The 14,369-nt window shown below is 71.3% G+C and carries 11 protein-coding genes; 3 read left to right on the top strand and 8 right to left on the bottom strand.

The annotated features are described in order from the left end of the window. The first annotated feature begins 15 nt into the window (after nt 1-15). Nucleotides 16-1,347, top strand: coding sequence for an FAD-binding oxidoreductase (locus HNR30_RS33345; RefSeq protein WP_181614094.1), 1,332 nt, complete (start codon nt 16-18; stop codon nt 1,345-1,347). 22 nt (nt 1,348-1,369) lie between these two features. Here HNR30_RS33345 and HNR30_RS33340 read toward each other — a convergent pair whose 3' ends face one another. Continuing rightward, nucleotides 1,370-1,795 carry a winged helix-turn-helix transcriptional regulator gene (locus HNR30_RS33340; protein WP_181614093.1) on the bottom strand — a complete coding sequence of 142 codons (426 nt, stop codon included), beginning with the start codon at nt 1,793-1,795 and terminating at the stop codon, nt 1,370-1,372. Nucleotides 1,796-1,852: 57 nt separating this feature from the next. On the opposite strand from HNR30_RS33340, the gene HNR30_RS33335 reads away from it, so the two are divergent. Beyond that, a complete protein-coding gene (locus HNR30_RS33335) occupies nt 1,853-2,326 on the top strand; it encodes a pyridoxamine 5'-phosphate oxidase family protein (protein WP_181614092.1) in 474 nt (157 codons plus the stop codon). Here the strand turns inward: HNR30_RS33335 and HNR30_RS33330 are convergent. From HNR30_RS33330 to HNR30_RS33310, 5 genes are read right to left on the bottom strand one after another with little or no spacing between them, the layout of a single operon-like run. Next, complete coding sequence (locus HNR30_RS33330) at nt 2,308-3,570, bottom strand: hypothetical protein (RefSeq protein WP_181614091.1); 1,263 nt, start codon at nt 3,568-3,570, stop codon at nt 2,308-2,310. The two genes, HNR30_RS33335 and HNR30_RS33330, sit on opposite strands and share 19 nt — an antisense overlap. A 52-nt stretch (nt 3,571-3,622) precedes the next feature. Beyond that, complete coding sequence (locus tag HNR30_RS33325; protein WP_181614090.1) at nt 3,623-4,825, bottom strand: glycosyltransferase; 1,203 nt, start codon at nt 4,823-4,825, stop codon at nt 3,623-3,625. Further along, nucleotides 4,822-6,261 carry an MFS transporter gene (locus tag HNR30_RS33320; protein ID WP_181614089.1) on the bottom strand — a complete coding sequence of 480 codons (1,440 nt, stop codon included), beginning with the start codon at nt 6,259-6,261 and terminating at the stop codon, nt 4,822-4,824. The genes HNR30_RS33325 and HNR30_RS33320 overlap by 4 nt, the downstream gene beginning before the upstream one ends. After that, on the bottom strand, nt 6,261-8,609 hold the full coding sequence (locus HNR30_RS33315; RefSeq protein ID WP_181614088.1) for an MMPL family transporter: 2,349 nt from the start codon (nt 8,607-8,609) through the stop codon (nt 6,261-6,263). The genes HNR30_RS33320 and HNR30_RS33315 overlap by 1 nt, the downstream gene beginning before the upstream one ends. After that, entirely contained in the window at nt 8,602-10,227 is a 1,626-nt protein-coding gene (locus tag HNR30_RS33310; protein ID WP_181614087.1) for a fatty acyl-AMP ligase, read from the bottom strand. Before HNR30_RS33310 ends, HNR30_RS33315 begins: the two co-directional genes overlap by 8 nt. 149 nt (nt 10,228-10,376) lie before the next feature. Here HNR30_RS33310 and HNR30_RS33305 point away from each other — a divergent pair, with 149 nt between their 5' ends. After that, entirely contained in the window at nt 10,377-11,615 is a 1,239-nt protein-coding gene (locus HNR30_RS33305; protein WP_312894812.1) for an MFS transporter, read from the top strand. Here HNR30_RS33305 and HNR30_RS33300 read toward each other — a convergent pair. Continuing rightward, a complete protein-coding gene (locus HNR30_RS33300) occupies nt 11,605-12,792 on the bottom strand; it encodes an FAD-dependent monooxygenase (RefSeq protein ID WP_181614085.1) in 1,188 nt (395 codons plus the stop codon). The two genes, HNR30_RS33305 and HNR30_RS33300, sit on opposite strands and share 11 nt — an antisense overlap. After that, complete coding sequence (locus HNR30_RS50390) at nt 12,792-14,366, bottom strand: methyltransferase (protein WP_181614084.1); 1,575 nt, start codon at nt 14,364-14,366, stop codon at nt 12,792-12,794. The genes HNR30_RS33300 and HNR30_RS50390 overlap by 1 nt, the downstream gene beginning before the upstream one ends. Nucleotides 14,367-14,369 lie beyond the last annotated feature (3 nt).

Genomic DNA, 14,369 nt, shown 5'->3' with positions numbered 1-14,369 from the left:
GTTAACTTTCCATGCATGCCGTTCAGAGCCGCGCTGGCCGCCGCACTGCCCCCGCACCGCATCGTCGACGACCCGGACGTCATCGCCGCCTACTCCAACGACCAGGCCGCCTGGGCCCCGGCGGGCAAGGCCGCGCTGCTGGTGCGCCCGGCCGACGCCGAGGAGGTGCGCCGGGTCGTCGAGCTCTGCTTCGTCCACCGCGTGCCGGTGGTCGCGCGCGGGGCAGGCACGGGCCTGTCGGGCGGCGCCAACGCCGTCGACGAGTGCGTCGTCCTCTCGCTCGAAGGCATGAACCGGGTCCTGGAGATCGACACCGCCGAGCAGCTGGCCGTGGTCCAGCCGGGCGTGGTCAACGACGACCTGCGCGCGGCCGTCGCCGAGCACGGTCTGTGGTATCCGCCCGACCCGGCCAGCTCCCCGTGGTCCACGCTCGGCGGCAACGCCGCGACCAACGCGGGCGGCGTGTGCTGTCTGAAGTACGGCGTCACCCGCGACTACGTGCTGGGCCTGCAGGTGGTGACCGGCGAGGGCAAGCTCGTACGGCTCGGCAGGCGCACACGCAAGGGCGTGGCAGGCTACGACCTGACCGCCCTGATGATCGGCTCCGAGGGCACGCTCGGCGTGATCACCGAGCTGACCGTGCGGCTGCTGCCGCTCCCGCGCAAGCCGCACACCATTGTCGGCGCCTTCGGCTCGCTGGTCGCCGCGGGCGAGGCCGTCGCCGAGGTGGCCAGGCGTGGCCTGACACCCGACGCGCTGGAGCTGGTCGACCGCTACTGCCTCCAGGCGGTCGACGAGTGGAAGAACATGGGCCTGGCCGACCTGGGCGACGTGCTCCTGCTGGCCAGGAGCAGCACGGAGGAGGCCGCGATCCAGGACGCCTTCGACGCGGCGGGAGCGGTCTTCAGCACCTACTCCACCGACGAGGAGGAGGCGGAGGCGCTGTTCGCCGCCCGCCGCCTGGCCTACCCGGCGCTGGAACGGCTCGGCCCGGTGCTCACCGAGGACGTGTGCGTGCCCCGCGCGCTCGTCCCCGAGATGCTCGCCCGCATCGAGCGCCACGGCCAGGCGCACGGCGTGCACGTGGCCAACATCGCCCACGCCGGCGACGGGAACCTGCACCCGCTGATCATCGCCGAGGACCCCGCCAAGGCGCAGATCGTCTTCGACCTGATCATCGACGACTGCCTCGATCTGGGCGGCACCGTCACCGGCGAGCACGGCGTGGGCCTGCTCAAGATGCGCGGCATGCACACCGAGCTGGGCCAGGACGTGCTCGCCATGCACCGGGCGGTCAAGGCGGCCCTGGACCCGGCGGGAATCCTCAACCCCGGGAAGGTCATCTGACGATCGCGGACCGGCGGGTGCCTCAGGAGACGGGCAGGATCTCCCGCTGGTCGTATTCGGTGCGAGCCTCCGAGATCTCCTGCTGGTGCCGCTCCGTCCACACCACCAGCGCCTTGGTGACCTCCTGGAGCGAGTTGCCCAGCGCGGTGAGCTCGTAGTCGACGCGCGGGGGCGAGACCGGGTAGACGGTCCGCTTGATCAATCCGTCGCGTTCGAGCTGTCGCAGGGTGACGGTGAGCATGCGCTGGCTGACCCCGTCGATCTCCTTGCGCAGCTCGGTGAAGCGCATGGTGCGCCGGTCGAGCAGGGCGATGACGAGCAGCGACCACTTGTCGGCGATCCGGTCGAGGATCTGGCGCACCTCGCAGTCTTCGCGGGTGTCCCATTGCCGCACGTCATCGTCGGTTCCCGTGCAGTAACTCGGTGCCTTCCAAGTGCCGTCTTCCATGACAGTCCATCCTGCTCCAGGATGTCCTTAGTTACAAGAAGGAACTAAGGAACAAAAATGAACTTCAGTGAGATCGAGGAAGACTTCAACGCCTACGTGGGGCGCACGAACTACGCGACGATGGTCACCGTCGACAACAAGGGACGGCCCAGGACCAGGGTGCTGATCCCCGTGTGGGAGACGGTCGAGGGCGAGCCGCTGGGTTGGCTGGCGACCTATCGGACCCCCGTGAAGGCCGCCCACATCGCGGGCAACCCGCACGTCAACTTCTCCTACCTGGGACGTGGCCTGAACTCGGTGGCGATCGACGCGGTCGCCGGATGGGTCGACGACCGCGAGACCAAGGCGCACGTGTGGGGCCTGTACGAGCGGACCAGCCCGCTGGGTGCGGGCTATCCGCTCGGCAACTTCTGGCGTTCGCCCGACGACCCCAAGCTGCACGTGATGCGCCTGGAGCCGTGGCGAATCCAGCTGGTGCGTGGATCCGACCTGCTGAGCCGGATCTGGAAGGCCTACTCGGAGCGCAGGTAGACCTGGCCGAAGACCTCCGCCAGCTTCTTCAGGTCGGTCGCGGCGTCGACCTCGGGGGTGGCCGGGTCGTAGATCGTGGCCAGCCTGGGCTTGACGGCGGTGAGCTTGCGCAGCTGCCCCCACGTCGCGTTGTCGGCCAGCTTCTCGCCGAGCACCCGGTGGACGGTGCCGTCGCCCGCCTGCCAGCGGGTCCACAACACGACGCTCTCGGCCGCGTCGGCCTGCAGCGGCGCGACGACCCTGTCGGTGATCGCCTTGGTCGCCTGGTCCTCGGTGAGCTGCGACGAACCGGGCGCGGTGAGCACGGCGTCCTCGGCGGCGATGTGACCGTAGGAGTCCCAGGCCCTGGCGCGCACCTCGATCCACTGGTTGCGCTGGGCGTCGGCCGCCTCGATGTTCCAGGCGGTGTACTCGGTGGCCAGGTGACCGTTGTCGAGGCCGAGCTGGTCGATCTGGCCGCGCGACAGGAAGGCGCCGAAGGTGTCGGGGTTGAGCAGGGGGTACTTCTCGGTCAGCTCGGTCTTGCAGACGTCGCTGCCGCCGCAGCCCAGCACGGGCAGGACCGTGTGCGCGGCGAGCTTCTTGCCGGGCAGCGCGGCACGCAGCGCGGCCGAGGTCTCGCCGACGAACTTCTCGATCTCCTCGGTGGTCGCGAGGTTCTGGTTGTAGCCGAGCTGCGAGGTGAAGCGGATGCCCACGACGCCGGGCTGGGCGGCCAGGGCGCCGACCCGCTGGACCGCCTCGGCGAGCTTGCCCGCCTTCCAGTCGTCGGCGAGTTCGGTGTCGATCCAGACACGCATGCCGTGTTCGGCGATCGACTTGATCGTCTGGCCCTGGGCGGAGGCCGCCGCCTTGGCGATGGCCGCCGGGTCGATCGCGCAGCTGCCCGAGGTGCCGTCGGCGCACTTCGGCGGGTCGTCGACCTCACCGGGCGGCACGTCGGGGTCGCCGTCGTCGTGCGGCTGACCGTCGCCTTCCGCGCCCGGGGCGCAGTCGGGACCGCAGTCGACGGTCACACCAGGGTACGGGCTGGCGTCGACCAGGTTCTGACCGTCGTTGCCCAGCCAGAACTTGGCGATCTCGGCGGCCTCCTCGGGGGTGGCCAGCCACGTGCACACGACGTACGACGGGGTCCCTGGCGGGAGCTCACAGGGGCGAGCGGGCTGGGCCTGCGCCGAGGTGGGGGCGACGATGCCGAGCAGTGCGAGGGCGAGTCCGGCTGTGAGGATCTTCCGCTTGGTCATCACGCATGCTCCTGGGGGGACACTTGGGGCATGTTGCACACTATCTGGACGATCATCGCTGTTCAATGAGATCAGCCGCGTTCTTCACGCCATTCTCGACAGCCAGTCGTCTACCCAGTTGAGCTGATTTTTCACGACATTTCTGTACGGCATGCTGCAAACGCCCAGCTAGCGCCCCCGCCCGGAGCCCCCTCACCGGCAGCGGCTCCGGCCCCGCGCCGAGCTCCCTGACTCTCCTCCCCCAGAAGGGCTGATCGGCGAAGAACGGGCAGACCACGCTCGGCACCCCCGCCGTCAGAGCGGTGCCCGTCGTGCCCGCCCCGCCATGGTGCACGACCGCCGCCATCCGGGAAAACAGCTGATCATGCGGCACTTCTCCGACGATCACCAGGTCGTCGGAGTGCCGCACCTCCAGTCCCTGGACCACCGCCCTGACCTTCGCCAGCCTCAGCGCCTCCACCACCTGTTCGCCCAGCCGAGGAGTGACCGCCATGCTGCCGAAACCCACGTAGACCGGAGGCGGGCCCGCCTGAAGGAAATCCTCCAAGTCTCCTGGGAGTCCGCCTCCCGCCAATCGCCAGTAGCCGGTCAGGTGGACGTGTCCGGGCCAGTCGGGAGGCCTCGGCACCACGAGCGGGCTGACCCCGCACAACACCGGCACACGTTCCGCCCGGTCCAGCGTGAACGGATCGCCCTTCAGCGCGGGCAGCCCGAGCACGCCCGCCCGCAGCCGGTCGGCCAGGCGCCCGAGCACCGCCCACGCCAGCCGCTCCAGCAGGAGGTAGCTGGCCCGGTTCGCCGTCGCGCCGAGCGTCCTGACGGGGATGAGCGGGTTCGGGAAGCACCGGGTCGGCTCGCTCGGCTGGAAGTGCAGCAGCACGTGCCGCATGCCGTACCTCTCCGACAGGTGCCTGCCGAAGGCCCCCAGAGCCGGGGCCAGCACCAACTCGGCCCCCTTGCACGCGGCGTCGACCTCCAGCACGAGCTTCTCCGCCAGCGGTTCCACCACTGTGCGCAATCCCCTGACGAATCCGAGCGGGCCGCTGCGCAGCCACGCCCTGCCCTCCTCGCTCTCCACGATCGCCGCGGGGTCGACGGAGAGCGGCGCCATCGTGAGCGGGCTCGTCACCAGGGGCGCGTAGCGGTGCGACGCGACCACGGTGACCTCGTGGCCCCTGCCCGCCAGCTCCTGTCCGAGCGCCACGCAGGGCTGGGTGTCGCCGCGCGACCCGAGCGCCAGGACCGCGATCCTCATGGCAGCGTCGCCAGGCTGATCAGCGCCCCGACCACCACCAGCAGCGCGGCGGCCAGCAGGCCCAGCGCGTAGCCGTACGAGAAGGTGCCCGCCTCGTGCACGATCACGCCGATCAGGGCGATGCCGAACAGGCCGGAGATCTCCCTGCTGACCGTGAACACCCCGCCCGCGATCCCGCCCCGCCCCTCCGGCGCGGCGCCGAGCACGGCGGAACCGAGCGGCATCGTCAGCGCCGAGCCCGCGCCGATCAGGCAGACCGCGGGCAGCAGTTGCGCCCAGCCGTCGCCCGGCCTCAGGAAGGCGACCATCGCCATGCCGGCCGCCACCATGACCAGGCCGAGCGCCACCGTGTGCCCGGGGCCGAGCCGGCGTTCCACCACCGGGGCCAGGGGCGTGACCAGCACCACCAGCAGCGCCAGCGGCACGAAGGCCACGCCCGCCGCCGTCGGGGTGAAGCCGAGCACGCCCTGGAGGAAGATCGCGGTGAAGAAGAACACCCCGTTGACGCCCAGCCCCCACAACACCTGCGCGAGCACTCCGCCGGTGAACACCTTGTTCCTGAACAGCGCCGGATCCACCATCGGGTCGGCGGCCCGGCGCTCCACGGCCACGAAGGCGACCGCGGCGACCGCGGCCGCCGCGGCGGTGGCCACGATGACGGGCGACGTCCAGCCGTACTGCGGACCGTGGATGAGCGCGAAGGTGCCCGCCGCGAGCACCACGGCCGAGCTCGCCAGTCCGCGCAGGTCCAGCCGTGCCCCCGCGGCCCCGCCGCCCCGACCGCTGCCCTGACCACCGCCCCGACCGTCGTCCCGACCGCTGCCCCGGCCCTGGCCACCGTCCGGTCCGTCCCGGACGCCGTCCCGGCCGGGCACCGCGACCAGGGCCAGGCCGATCGTCACCAGCCCGATCGGCACGTTGATCAGGAACACCCAGCTCCAGTGCGCGTGCTGGCTCAGGTAGCCGCCCACCACCGGGCCCAGGGCGAGTGCTCCCGCGCCCGCCGCCATCCAGACGGCCACCCCCTGGGAGCGGCGCCGTTCGTCCTGACCGGCCAGGACCGCGAGCGTGGCCGGCAAGGTCAGCGCCGCCCCCACGCCCTGCGCCAGGCGGGCGGCGATCAGGGCCGCGATGTCGGTGGCCAGGCCCGCGGCGAGGGAGGCGGCGGTGAAGAGCGCCAGGCCGGAGATCATCGCCCGCCGGTTCCCGTGCATATCGGCCACCCGGCCGCCGGCGAGCATCAGCCCGGCGAAGGTCATGATGTAGCCCGTCGCCACCCACTCCAGTGCGGGCAGCCTGGCCGCCAGGTCCTGCTGGATGCTGGGCAGGGCGACGGTCACCACGGTGTTGTCGAGGGTGGTGACGAATCCCGCGAGCCCCACGACGAGGTGGAGCGGCCAGCCGGTCGTACGGCCGCGGACGATCGCGACGGCCATCAGTCGGTCTCCGCCCAGGTCCAGCCCTCGCCTTCGGGCCTGACCACCCTGGGCCTTGATGCGGTCACCCTCACCCAGCCGTCCGGCCGCTCCTCCTGGCGCCCCACGGGGTGCGGATCGGTGTCGGCGCCGAAGACAAGCCCAGGAGGCAACGCGGGCGCGGGTGGTGCGGGTGGTGCGGGCGGCTCGTGCTCCCTGATCTCGATCCTGCGGTGGAAGCCGCGCAACCAGCCGGGCAGCCACCAGTTCGCGCCGCCCATGAGCCGCATGGTCGCCGGCACCAGCAGCGCCCTGACCAGGGTGGCGTCGACCACGATGGCCACGAACATGCCCACGCCGAGCAGCTTGACGATGGTGATGCCCGCCGTGGAGAAGGCCCCGATCACCACCAGGAGCAGCAGCGCCGCGCTGGTGATGATCCCGCCGGTCTTCTGCAGGCCCGCGGCCACCGCAGCGGTGTTGTCGCCGGTGCGCAGCCATTCCAGCCGCACTCTCGACAGCAGGAAGAGCTCGTAGTCCATCGACAGGCCGAAGACCACGGCCAGGATCAGCACGGTGACGGTGGCCTCGATGGAGCCGGTCACGGTGAAGCCCAGCACGGAGGCGAGGGCGCCGTCCTGGAACGCCCAGACGATCACGCCGAAGGAGGCGCCGATCGACAGCACGTTCATGATCAGGGCCTTCAGCGGCAGGAGCAGGGAGCCGAAGGCGGCGAAGAGCAGCAGGAAGGTGACGCCGCCGACGAACAGCAGCATCCAGGGCAGCCGGGAGCCGAGGCTGTCGATCAGGTCCATCTGCGCGGCGGTCGAGCCGCCGACCACCACCGAGCGCATGTTCGGCTCCGGCTCCATCGAGCGGATCAGGGAGACGAGCTTCCGGGTGCGTTCGTCGAGCGGGTCCCAGGAGTAGCGGACCGCGAGCCGTACGGCGCCGTTGTCCTGGGAGAAGCCCGTGTAGTCGACGCCGGTGACCCCGTCGAGGTCCTCCAGGCGGGTGACGAACGGCTTGACGTCGACCGGGACGACGGGGGTGACGAGCTCGGTGTGCCAGGGCCCGGAGCGCGGCTCGGCGGCGAACTCTCGCTCGACCAGGACGTGCACGTCGATGGCCGCCATGGAGTTCGTGGCGAAGTCGCGGTCGATGGCCTCGGCCACCTGGCGGCTCTCGACCGAGGCGGGCAGCACGCGGTGGTCGACGTTGCCGAACTCCACGCGCAGGAACGGCAGGGCCAGCGAGACGAGCACCGCGCCCACCGCGAGAAGGTACAGCACCGGGCGCCGCATCACGCTGGAGGCGACGCGGTGCCAGAACCCGCCGGTGAGGCCGAAGTCGGGCAGCACGCGCAGGGCGTCGACCCGCCTGCCCAGGACCGCCAGCAGCGCCGGCAGCACCACGAGCGCGGCCAGCATGGCGACCACCACCACGGCCGCGGCGCCCATGCCGATCGAGCGCAGGAACATCTGCGGGAACAGCAGCAGTCCGAGCAGGGCCGTGGCCACGGTCAGACCGGAGAAGGCCACCGTACGGCCGGCGGTGGCCATGGTCGTGACCACCGCCTCCTCCACCGTGACGCCGCGCCTGATCTCCTCGCGGAAGGCGGCCAGCACGAACAGCGAGTAGTCGATCGCCAGGCCGAGGCCGAGCATGGTGACCACGTTGAGCGAGAACACCGACACCTCGGTGACCTCGGTGAGCAGGCGCAGCAGCACCAGCGCGCCCAGGACGGACAGCAGGCCGACGACCAGCGGCAGCCCGGCGGCGACGAGGCTGCCGAAGACGATCACCAGCAGGACCAGGACGACCGGCATCGAGATGGCCTCGGCCCGCAGCAGGTCGGCGGCGGTCTGGTCGTTGAGCGCCTTGAGCAGCGGGACGGTGCCGCCGACCGTCACCTGGAGGTTCTGGACGGCCAGCCGGTCCTTGATCGCGGCGTAGCCGTTCTGCTTGGTCTGGTCGCCGCCCTTGAGGGTGATCACCGCGTAGGTGGAGCGTTCGTCCTTCGAGACGAGCGTGGCCTCGCCGCTCGTCCAGTAGGTGACGATGCGTTCGACGTGTTCGCCCGGCAGGGCCTTGAGCGAGTCGTGGACGGCGTTTCTGTATCTGTCGTCGCCGACCTCGACCGTGGTGTGGCGGTAGAGCACCACGACGTCGGGCGTGCTGCCGCCGTACCAGTCGTCGCTCCATTCGGCGGCCGTCGTGGACTGCGCTCCTGGGTCCTCGAAGCCGCCGTCGGCCATGCGGCCGAACAGCTCCAGGCCGAACGGCGCGACCAGGATCGCCACCACCGCGCTGAGGGTCAGCAGTGTCCATCTGCCCCGGTAGACGATCCGGCCGAGCGCCTCAAACACCTGAGAGCGCCCCTGCCAGGTAGGCCTCCCGGCAGGCTCGTCTGGCGATCTTCCCGCTGGAGGTGCGTGGCACCTCACCCGCCTCGACCAGGACGAAGTCATGGACGGCCAGGTTGTGTCCGCCCGCGACGGCCGCCCTGACCCTGCCCGCGATCTCCTCGGCCGGGACGCCGGCGCCGCGTCGGGAGCGCTCCGCCACGACGACGAGGCGCTCGGTCTCGTCGCCCTGCACGGCGAAGGCTGCGACATGGTCCCTTCTTATCGACTCGTCGGCCTCCTGGATCGTCGTCTCGATGTCCTGTGGATAGTGGTTGCGGCCGTCCACGATCACCAGGTCCTTGACCCTGCCCGTCACGTAGAGCTCGCCGTCGTGGATCACGCCGAGGTCGCCGGTGCGCAGCCAGCCGTCGCCGGTGAAGACCTCCGCCGTGCGCTCCGGGTCCTGCCAGTAGGCGCGGGCGACGTTGGGGCCCTTCACCCAGATCTCACCGACGTGGCCGCCGTCCGCGGCGATCTTGATCTCCTGCCCGTACGGCCTGCCGCAGGAGACGAGCGTGCTGGAGGGCCCGTCGCCCGTGTGGGGTACGGCACGCCCGGCGTTGAGCGAGTCGCGGCAGAAGCGGGTGAAGCGGGCGGGCTCGTCGCGTCCGGTGGCGGTGACGAAGACGGTGGCCTCGGCCAGGCCGTAGGCGGGGGTGTGGGCCTCGGGGCGCAGGCCGTACGGGGCGAAGCGGGCGTTGAAGCGCTCGACGGTCGCCGGGCGCACGGGCTCGGCGCCGTTGAGCATGACCTGCACGCCCGACAGGTCCAGCCCGGCCAGCTCGTCGTCGGTGCAGCGGGCCAGGCAGTACTCATAGGCGAAGTTGGGCCCGCCGGTGAAGACGTCGTCGAAGGAGGCGAGCAGCTCGAACCAGCGCGACGGCTTCATGACGAAGGCCACCGGGTCCATGAAGGCCACGTGGTTGCCGCCGACGATCGGCGCCATGATCGTCGCGATGAGGCCCATGTCGTGGAAGAGGGGCAACCAGAGCGCGGCCGTGGAGGTGCGCGGCGTCCCGCGGAAGGCGGAGTAGAGCTGGGCGGCGTTGGCGGAGACGTTGCCGTGGGTGATCTCGACGCCGGCCGGCGCCCTGGTGGAGCCTGAGGTGTACTGCAAGTAGGCCAGGTCGTCCTGGTCGAGGTCGGGCAGCCCGGCGAACTCGTCGGCGAGCAGGTCGGAGACGGTGTCGACGAGCACCACCGATTCCCCGAACTCGGTGACCAGCGGCAGCGTGGCACGTGTCGTGAGCACCACCGAGGGGGCGGCGTCGGCGAAGGCGTGGTCCAGCCGCGAGGCGTGCCCCGGCAGGTCGGGCGAGAACAGCGGCACCGCGACGAGCCCCGCGTAGAGCGTGCCGAGCATCGCCACCACGTACGACAGCCCCTGCGGCAGGAGCAGCGCCACCCGGTCGCCCGGCCCGGCCACCTCGCCGAGCCGTACGGCCAGGGCCCGCGCCTTGAGGTCGGCCTGCCGCCAGGTGAGGGTGTGCCGGGCGCCGTCGCCGAGGTGGTCCACGAAGGTGTAGGCGGGAGCGTCCGGGATCTCCCGAGCCCACTGCGCTACGCGGGCAAGAAGCATCGAAACCCCTCCCAACGGCGGATACAGCAAATTACGGGAGAAGTCTTCGCGAGTCTTGCCAAACGCCCGCACATTCCAGAACCGCTCTTGTTAACAGGATGACAACCCGAAGTCCGGAAGTGTCAGTGGCCAAGGACACAATGGCTGCTGTGCACAGCTACCGGCAGGACCTCCACCTTCTCCGAGATCGCCGCTTCGCACTGCTCCTGACCGCGCGGACCATCTCCATGCTGGGCAGCTCCTTCGCACCGGTCGCGCTGGCCTTCGGCATCCTCAGGCTTCCTGGCGCCACCAGCACGACCCTGTCGGTGGTGCTGACCGCCGAGGCGCTGCCGATGGTGCTGTTCATGCTGGTCGGAGGCGTCATCGCCGACCGGTTCCCGCGCCACAGGGTGATGATGATCGGCGAGTGGACCAATGCGCTGGCCTTCTTCGCCCTGGCCGCGATGCTGTTCACGGGCTGGACCCCACTACCCGCCCTCGCGACCGCGGCCGCCATCAGCGGCATCGCCATCGCGCTGCTCTTCCCCGCGCTCCAGGGCATCATCCCCGAGGTGGTGCCGCCCGACCGGCTGCAGGCGGGCAACGCCCTGCTGGGGCTGGGCGCCAACTCCTCACGCATCGCCGGAGCGGTGCTGGGCGGCGCGACCGTGACGCTGGTCGGCGGCGCCTGGGCCCTGGCGACCAGCGGCCTGCTGTTCGCCGTCGCCGGGGTGTGCATCTCGCTGCTGCGCCTGACCCCCGTCCAGAAGTCCTCCAAGAGCCACTCCGTCATCAAGGACCTGCGCGAAGGCTGGCGGGAGTTCGCCTCGCGCCAGTGGTTGTGGGTGGTCGTCGCCCAGTTCGCCATCATGCTGATGGCCATGCAGGCGGCCCACGGTGTGCTCGGGCCGACGCTGGCCGAGCAGGAGCTGGGCGGCGCGCCCGCGTGGACCGCCGTGCTCACCGGCGAGGCGGTCGGCACCATCGTCGGCGTCGCCGTCGCGCTGCGGCTGCGGCCCCGGCGCCCGATCTTCGTCGCCACGCTGCTCACCATCCCGACCGCCCTGCCCTACCTCCTGCTGGGCCTGAGCGCGCCGTTGTGGAGCGTGGTGGCCGCCGCCGTCGTGCTCGGCATCTGCTTCGACGTCTTCGGCGTGCTCTGGCAGACCACCATGCAGCGCGAAATCCCGGCCGAGGCGCTGTCGCGGGTGAGCTCCTACGACGCGCTGGGCTCGCTGATGTTCGGCCCGATCGGCCTGATGCTGGCAGGGCCCGTCGCCGGGGCGATCGGGCCCAAACCTGCGCTGATCGGGTGCGCGGTGATCGTGGTGGGCGTCTCGGTGATCGCGGCGCTCGCGCCCGGCGTGCGCCGCCTGAAGGCACCCCAGTCCGTGGCTACCCCGTAGCCGCCGCGCTGTGCGAGGTATGCCGGTAGGCCGCTGACACGGTGGCCAGCTCGTCGGCCGTCAGCACTCCGGTCACGTCGCTGAAGCCGTCGGGCGCGCGGTCGGCGACCAGGGAGAGGATCCGGTCGGCCGGCATGGCCCTGCACGCGGCGACGACGCCGTTCGCGAGCGGAAGCCGCTCCGCCTCGTAGGCCCGCAGCCCCTCCTCGGGGTCGCCGGCCCGCGACAGCGCGGTGGCCAGGGCGCGGGCGTCGAGGATCGCCTGCGACGCGCCGTTCGACCCGATCGGGAACATGGGATGGGCCGCGTCGCCGAGCAGGGTGACCGGCCCCGATCCCCAGGTGGCCAGCGGGTCGCGGTCGGTCATGGGCAGTTCGAGCACCTCGGGCGCCGCCGCGAACAGGGCGGCGACGTCGAGGCCCGGCAACGACCAGCTCTCGAAACACGCCGCGAGATCGGCACGGACGTCATCCTGCGAGCGGCCGGGTGCGCGCACCGGACCGCGCGCCTCGGCGACCCAGTTGAGCTGCACCAGCCCGCCGTCTGGGCGGGAGATCGGGTACACGACCAGCTTGGCGCGGGCGTTGCAGCCGTAGACGGCGACGGTCGGCCCGGTCCGCAGCGGCCTGCCCCTGCTGATGCCGCGCCACATCATGATCCCGTTGGTGAGCGGCTCCCCCTCGCCCGGGTGCAGGCGGCGGCGCACCGCGGAGTGCAGCCCGTCGGCGCCGACCAGCACGTCGGCGGAGAGCGTCACCTCGCGGCCCGAGTCACGCTCACGGCACAACACCGTGAGCGGACCCGCCGTGAAGTCCTCCACGGAACACCCGAACCGCACCGCGTCGGCTCCGAGCCGATCCTGTACGGCACGCAGCAGCATCATCTGCAGCTCGCCCCGATGGATGGAGTACTGGCCCTCGCGCGGCTCACGCCAGATGAGGTTGCCGTGCCGGTCGAAGTGGGCCATCTCGGCGACGGGCACCCCGAGCGAGGCCAGTTCGTCACCGAGCCCGAGCCGCACCAGCTCGTCGACGGCCGCCGGAAGCAGGTTGATCCCCACGCCGAGCGGCTCGCACCGCCTGGCCGCCTCGACCAGTTCGGGACTCAGCCCCGCCGCGTGCAGGTGGAGGGCGGCGGCCAGCCCTCCGATCCCCGCCCCCGCGATCAGCATGCGCATCAGACCGCGATCGCCTCCAGGAGATGGACCTCCAGCGGCAGACCGCTCTGCGACACGAGCGAGAATCCCGCTGCCAGCATCAGCCTACGGTAGCCGTCGAGGGTGCGCTCCTGGCCGCCGACGTTGTTGACCATCATGTGCACGTCCCAGGCGGTGGCCAGGGAGCGCTGCCCCGGCTCGTCGGGCAGCAGCCTCTCGACCACGGCGAGCCGGGCGCCCGCGGGCACCGCCTCGCGGCAGCGCGACAGGATGCGGGCGCACTGCTCGTCGTCCCAGTCGTGCAGGATGCGCGAGAGGATCAGCAGGTCACCGGCCGGGACCTGGGTGAACAGGTCGCCGCCGACGGTGCTGATGCGCGTGCCGTACCTGGCGGCCAGCTCCGCCTGCGCGGCGGTGACCGTGGCGGGGGTGTCGAAGAGCACGCCCGTGGTGTGCGGCGCGATGTCGAGGATGCGGCCGAGCAGCGCGCCGGAACCGCCGCCGATGTCGGTGACCGTGCCGATGCCCGACAGGTCGAGCCGTCCGGCGATCGCGTCGAAGACGTCGCGGCACTGGTCGGACATCGCCCTCCTGAACACCTCCGCCTGGTCGGCGTCGGTTTCGAGGAAGTCGAAGGGCGCGCTGCCGTAGGCCAGCTCGAACCCGCTCGTCGCGCTCCTGACGGTGCCGGGCAGCTCGCCGAAGCTGCGGTAGAACAGCCCGCCGTACAGCAGGGCTACGCCGTGCAGCGAGTGGCGGGAGTCTCTGGCCAGGGTCGCGCCCAGCGTGGTGAGCGCGATCCTGGCGCCGCTCGTGTCTTCCACGACACCCAGGTGCCTCAGGTAGCGCACCAGCCGCCCGACCCGGTCGGCGGGCGCGCCGATGGCCTGGGCCAGCTCGTCGAGGGTCAGGTCGCCGTCGAACAGCCGGTCGGCAATGCCGAGCTCGGCCGCGGCCCTCAGCGCCTGGGTCGTCCACGCCCCGGTGAGCATCTCCAGCATGCGCCGCCGCTCCTGGCCGCCGCCGAGGTGCTGCTCCAGCTCGGCGGCGGCCGTTCCGTCGACCACGATCTCCAGCCGGTCGCCGTCGCCGCGGAAGTAGAACACGCTGCGCCCGGTCGTGCCCTCTGCCGGGTTGAATCCGCCCCCGTCGGGCACGAAACCGTCGGCGCGCAGGGTCTCCAGGACGCCGAGGTCGCCCACCGGCGCCTCGAAGGCCAGGTGCGTCTCCCTGCCGTGCAGCCGTTCGTCGTCGGCCACCTCCTCAGGGCAGCCCGTCGCCAGGAACAGCTCCAGGCTTCTGCCGTGACCCACGTCGATATGGGCGATCGTCACGTCGAACCCGGTCAGGCCGTACCTCTTGGCCAGGCGGTCCTTGACCACGACACTCGGCAGGGTTCTGAGCACTGGCAGGCCTTCCAGCGCCGCCTCGACCGAGGCCGGGAAGACCAGCAGGCCGACATGATCGAACCTCAGACCGCAGGGCCCCCGCCTGCCGTCACGCGCAATCTGCGCCATTCCGCTGACCCGCAACACGTCGGCCGCGCTGAGCGCGCCCGGTGCGATGTCGGTGGTCAGCACGTTACCCCGCTTCACAGA

The sequence above is a fragment of the Nonomuraea soli genome (assembly GCF_013761175.1).
Lineage (GTDB): Bacteria > Actinomycetota > Actinomycetes > Streptosporangiales > Streptosporangiaceae > Nonomuraea > Nonomuraea soli.
The sequence above is the reverse complement of the archived record's forward strand: the minus strand, read 5'-3'. Positions and strand labels throughout refer to the sequence as shown.

Coding starts and splice junctions, on each gene's coding strand:
- HNR30_RS33345 (WP_181614094.1), top strand. CDS start 16: ATGCCGTTCAGAGCCGCGCTGGCCGCCGCACTGCCCCCGCACCGCATC.
- HNR30_RS33320 (WP_181614089.1), bottom strand. CDS start 6,261: ATGGCCGTCGCGATCGTCCGCGGCCGTACGACCGGCTGGCCGCTCCAC.
- HNR30_RS33330 (WP_181614091.1), bottom strand. CDS start 3,570: ATGACCAAGCGGAAGATCCTCACAGCCGGACTCGCCCTCGCACTGCTC.
- HNR30_RS33310 (WP_181614087.1), bottom strand. CDS start 10,227: ATGCTTCTTGCCCGCGTAGCGCAGTGGGCTCGGGAGATCCCGGACGCT.
- HNR30_RS33335 (WP_181614092.1), top strand. CDS start 1,853: ATGAACTTCAGTGAGATCGAGGAAGACTTCAACGCCTACGTGGGGCGC.
- HNR30_RS33300 (WP_181614085.1), bottom strand. CDS start 12,792: ATGCGCATGCTGATCGCGGGGGCGGGGATCGGAGGGCTGGCCGCCGCC.
- HNR30_RS33340 (WP_181614093.1), bottom strand. CDS start 1,795: ATGGAAGACGGCACTTGGAAGGCACCGAGTTACTGCACGGGAACCGAC.
- HNR30_RS33325 (WP_181614090.1), bottom strand. CDS start 4,825: ATGAGGATCGCGGTCCTGGCGCTCGGGTCGCGCGGCGACACCCAGCCC.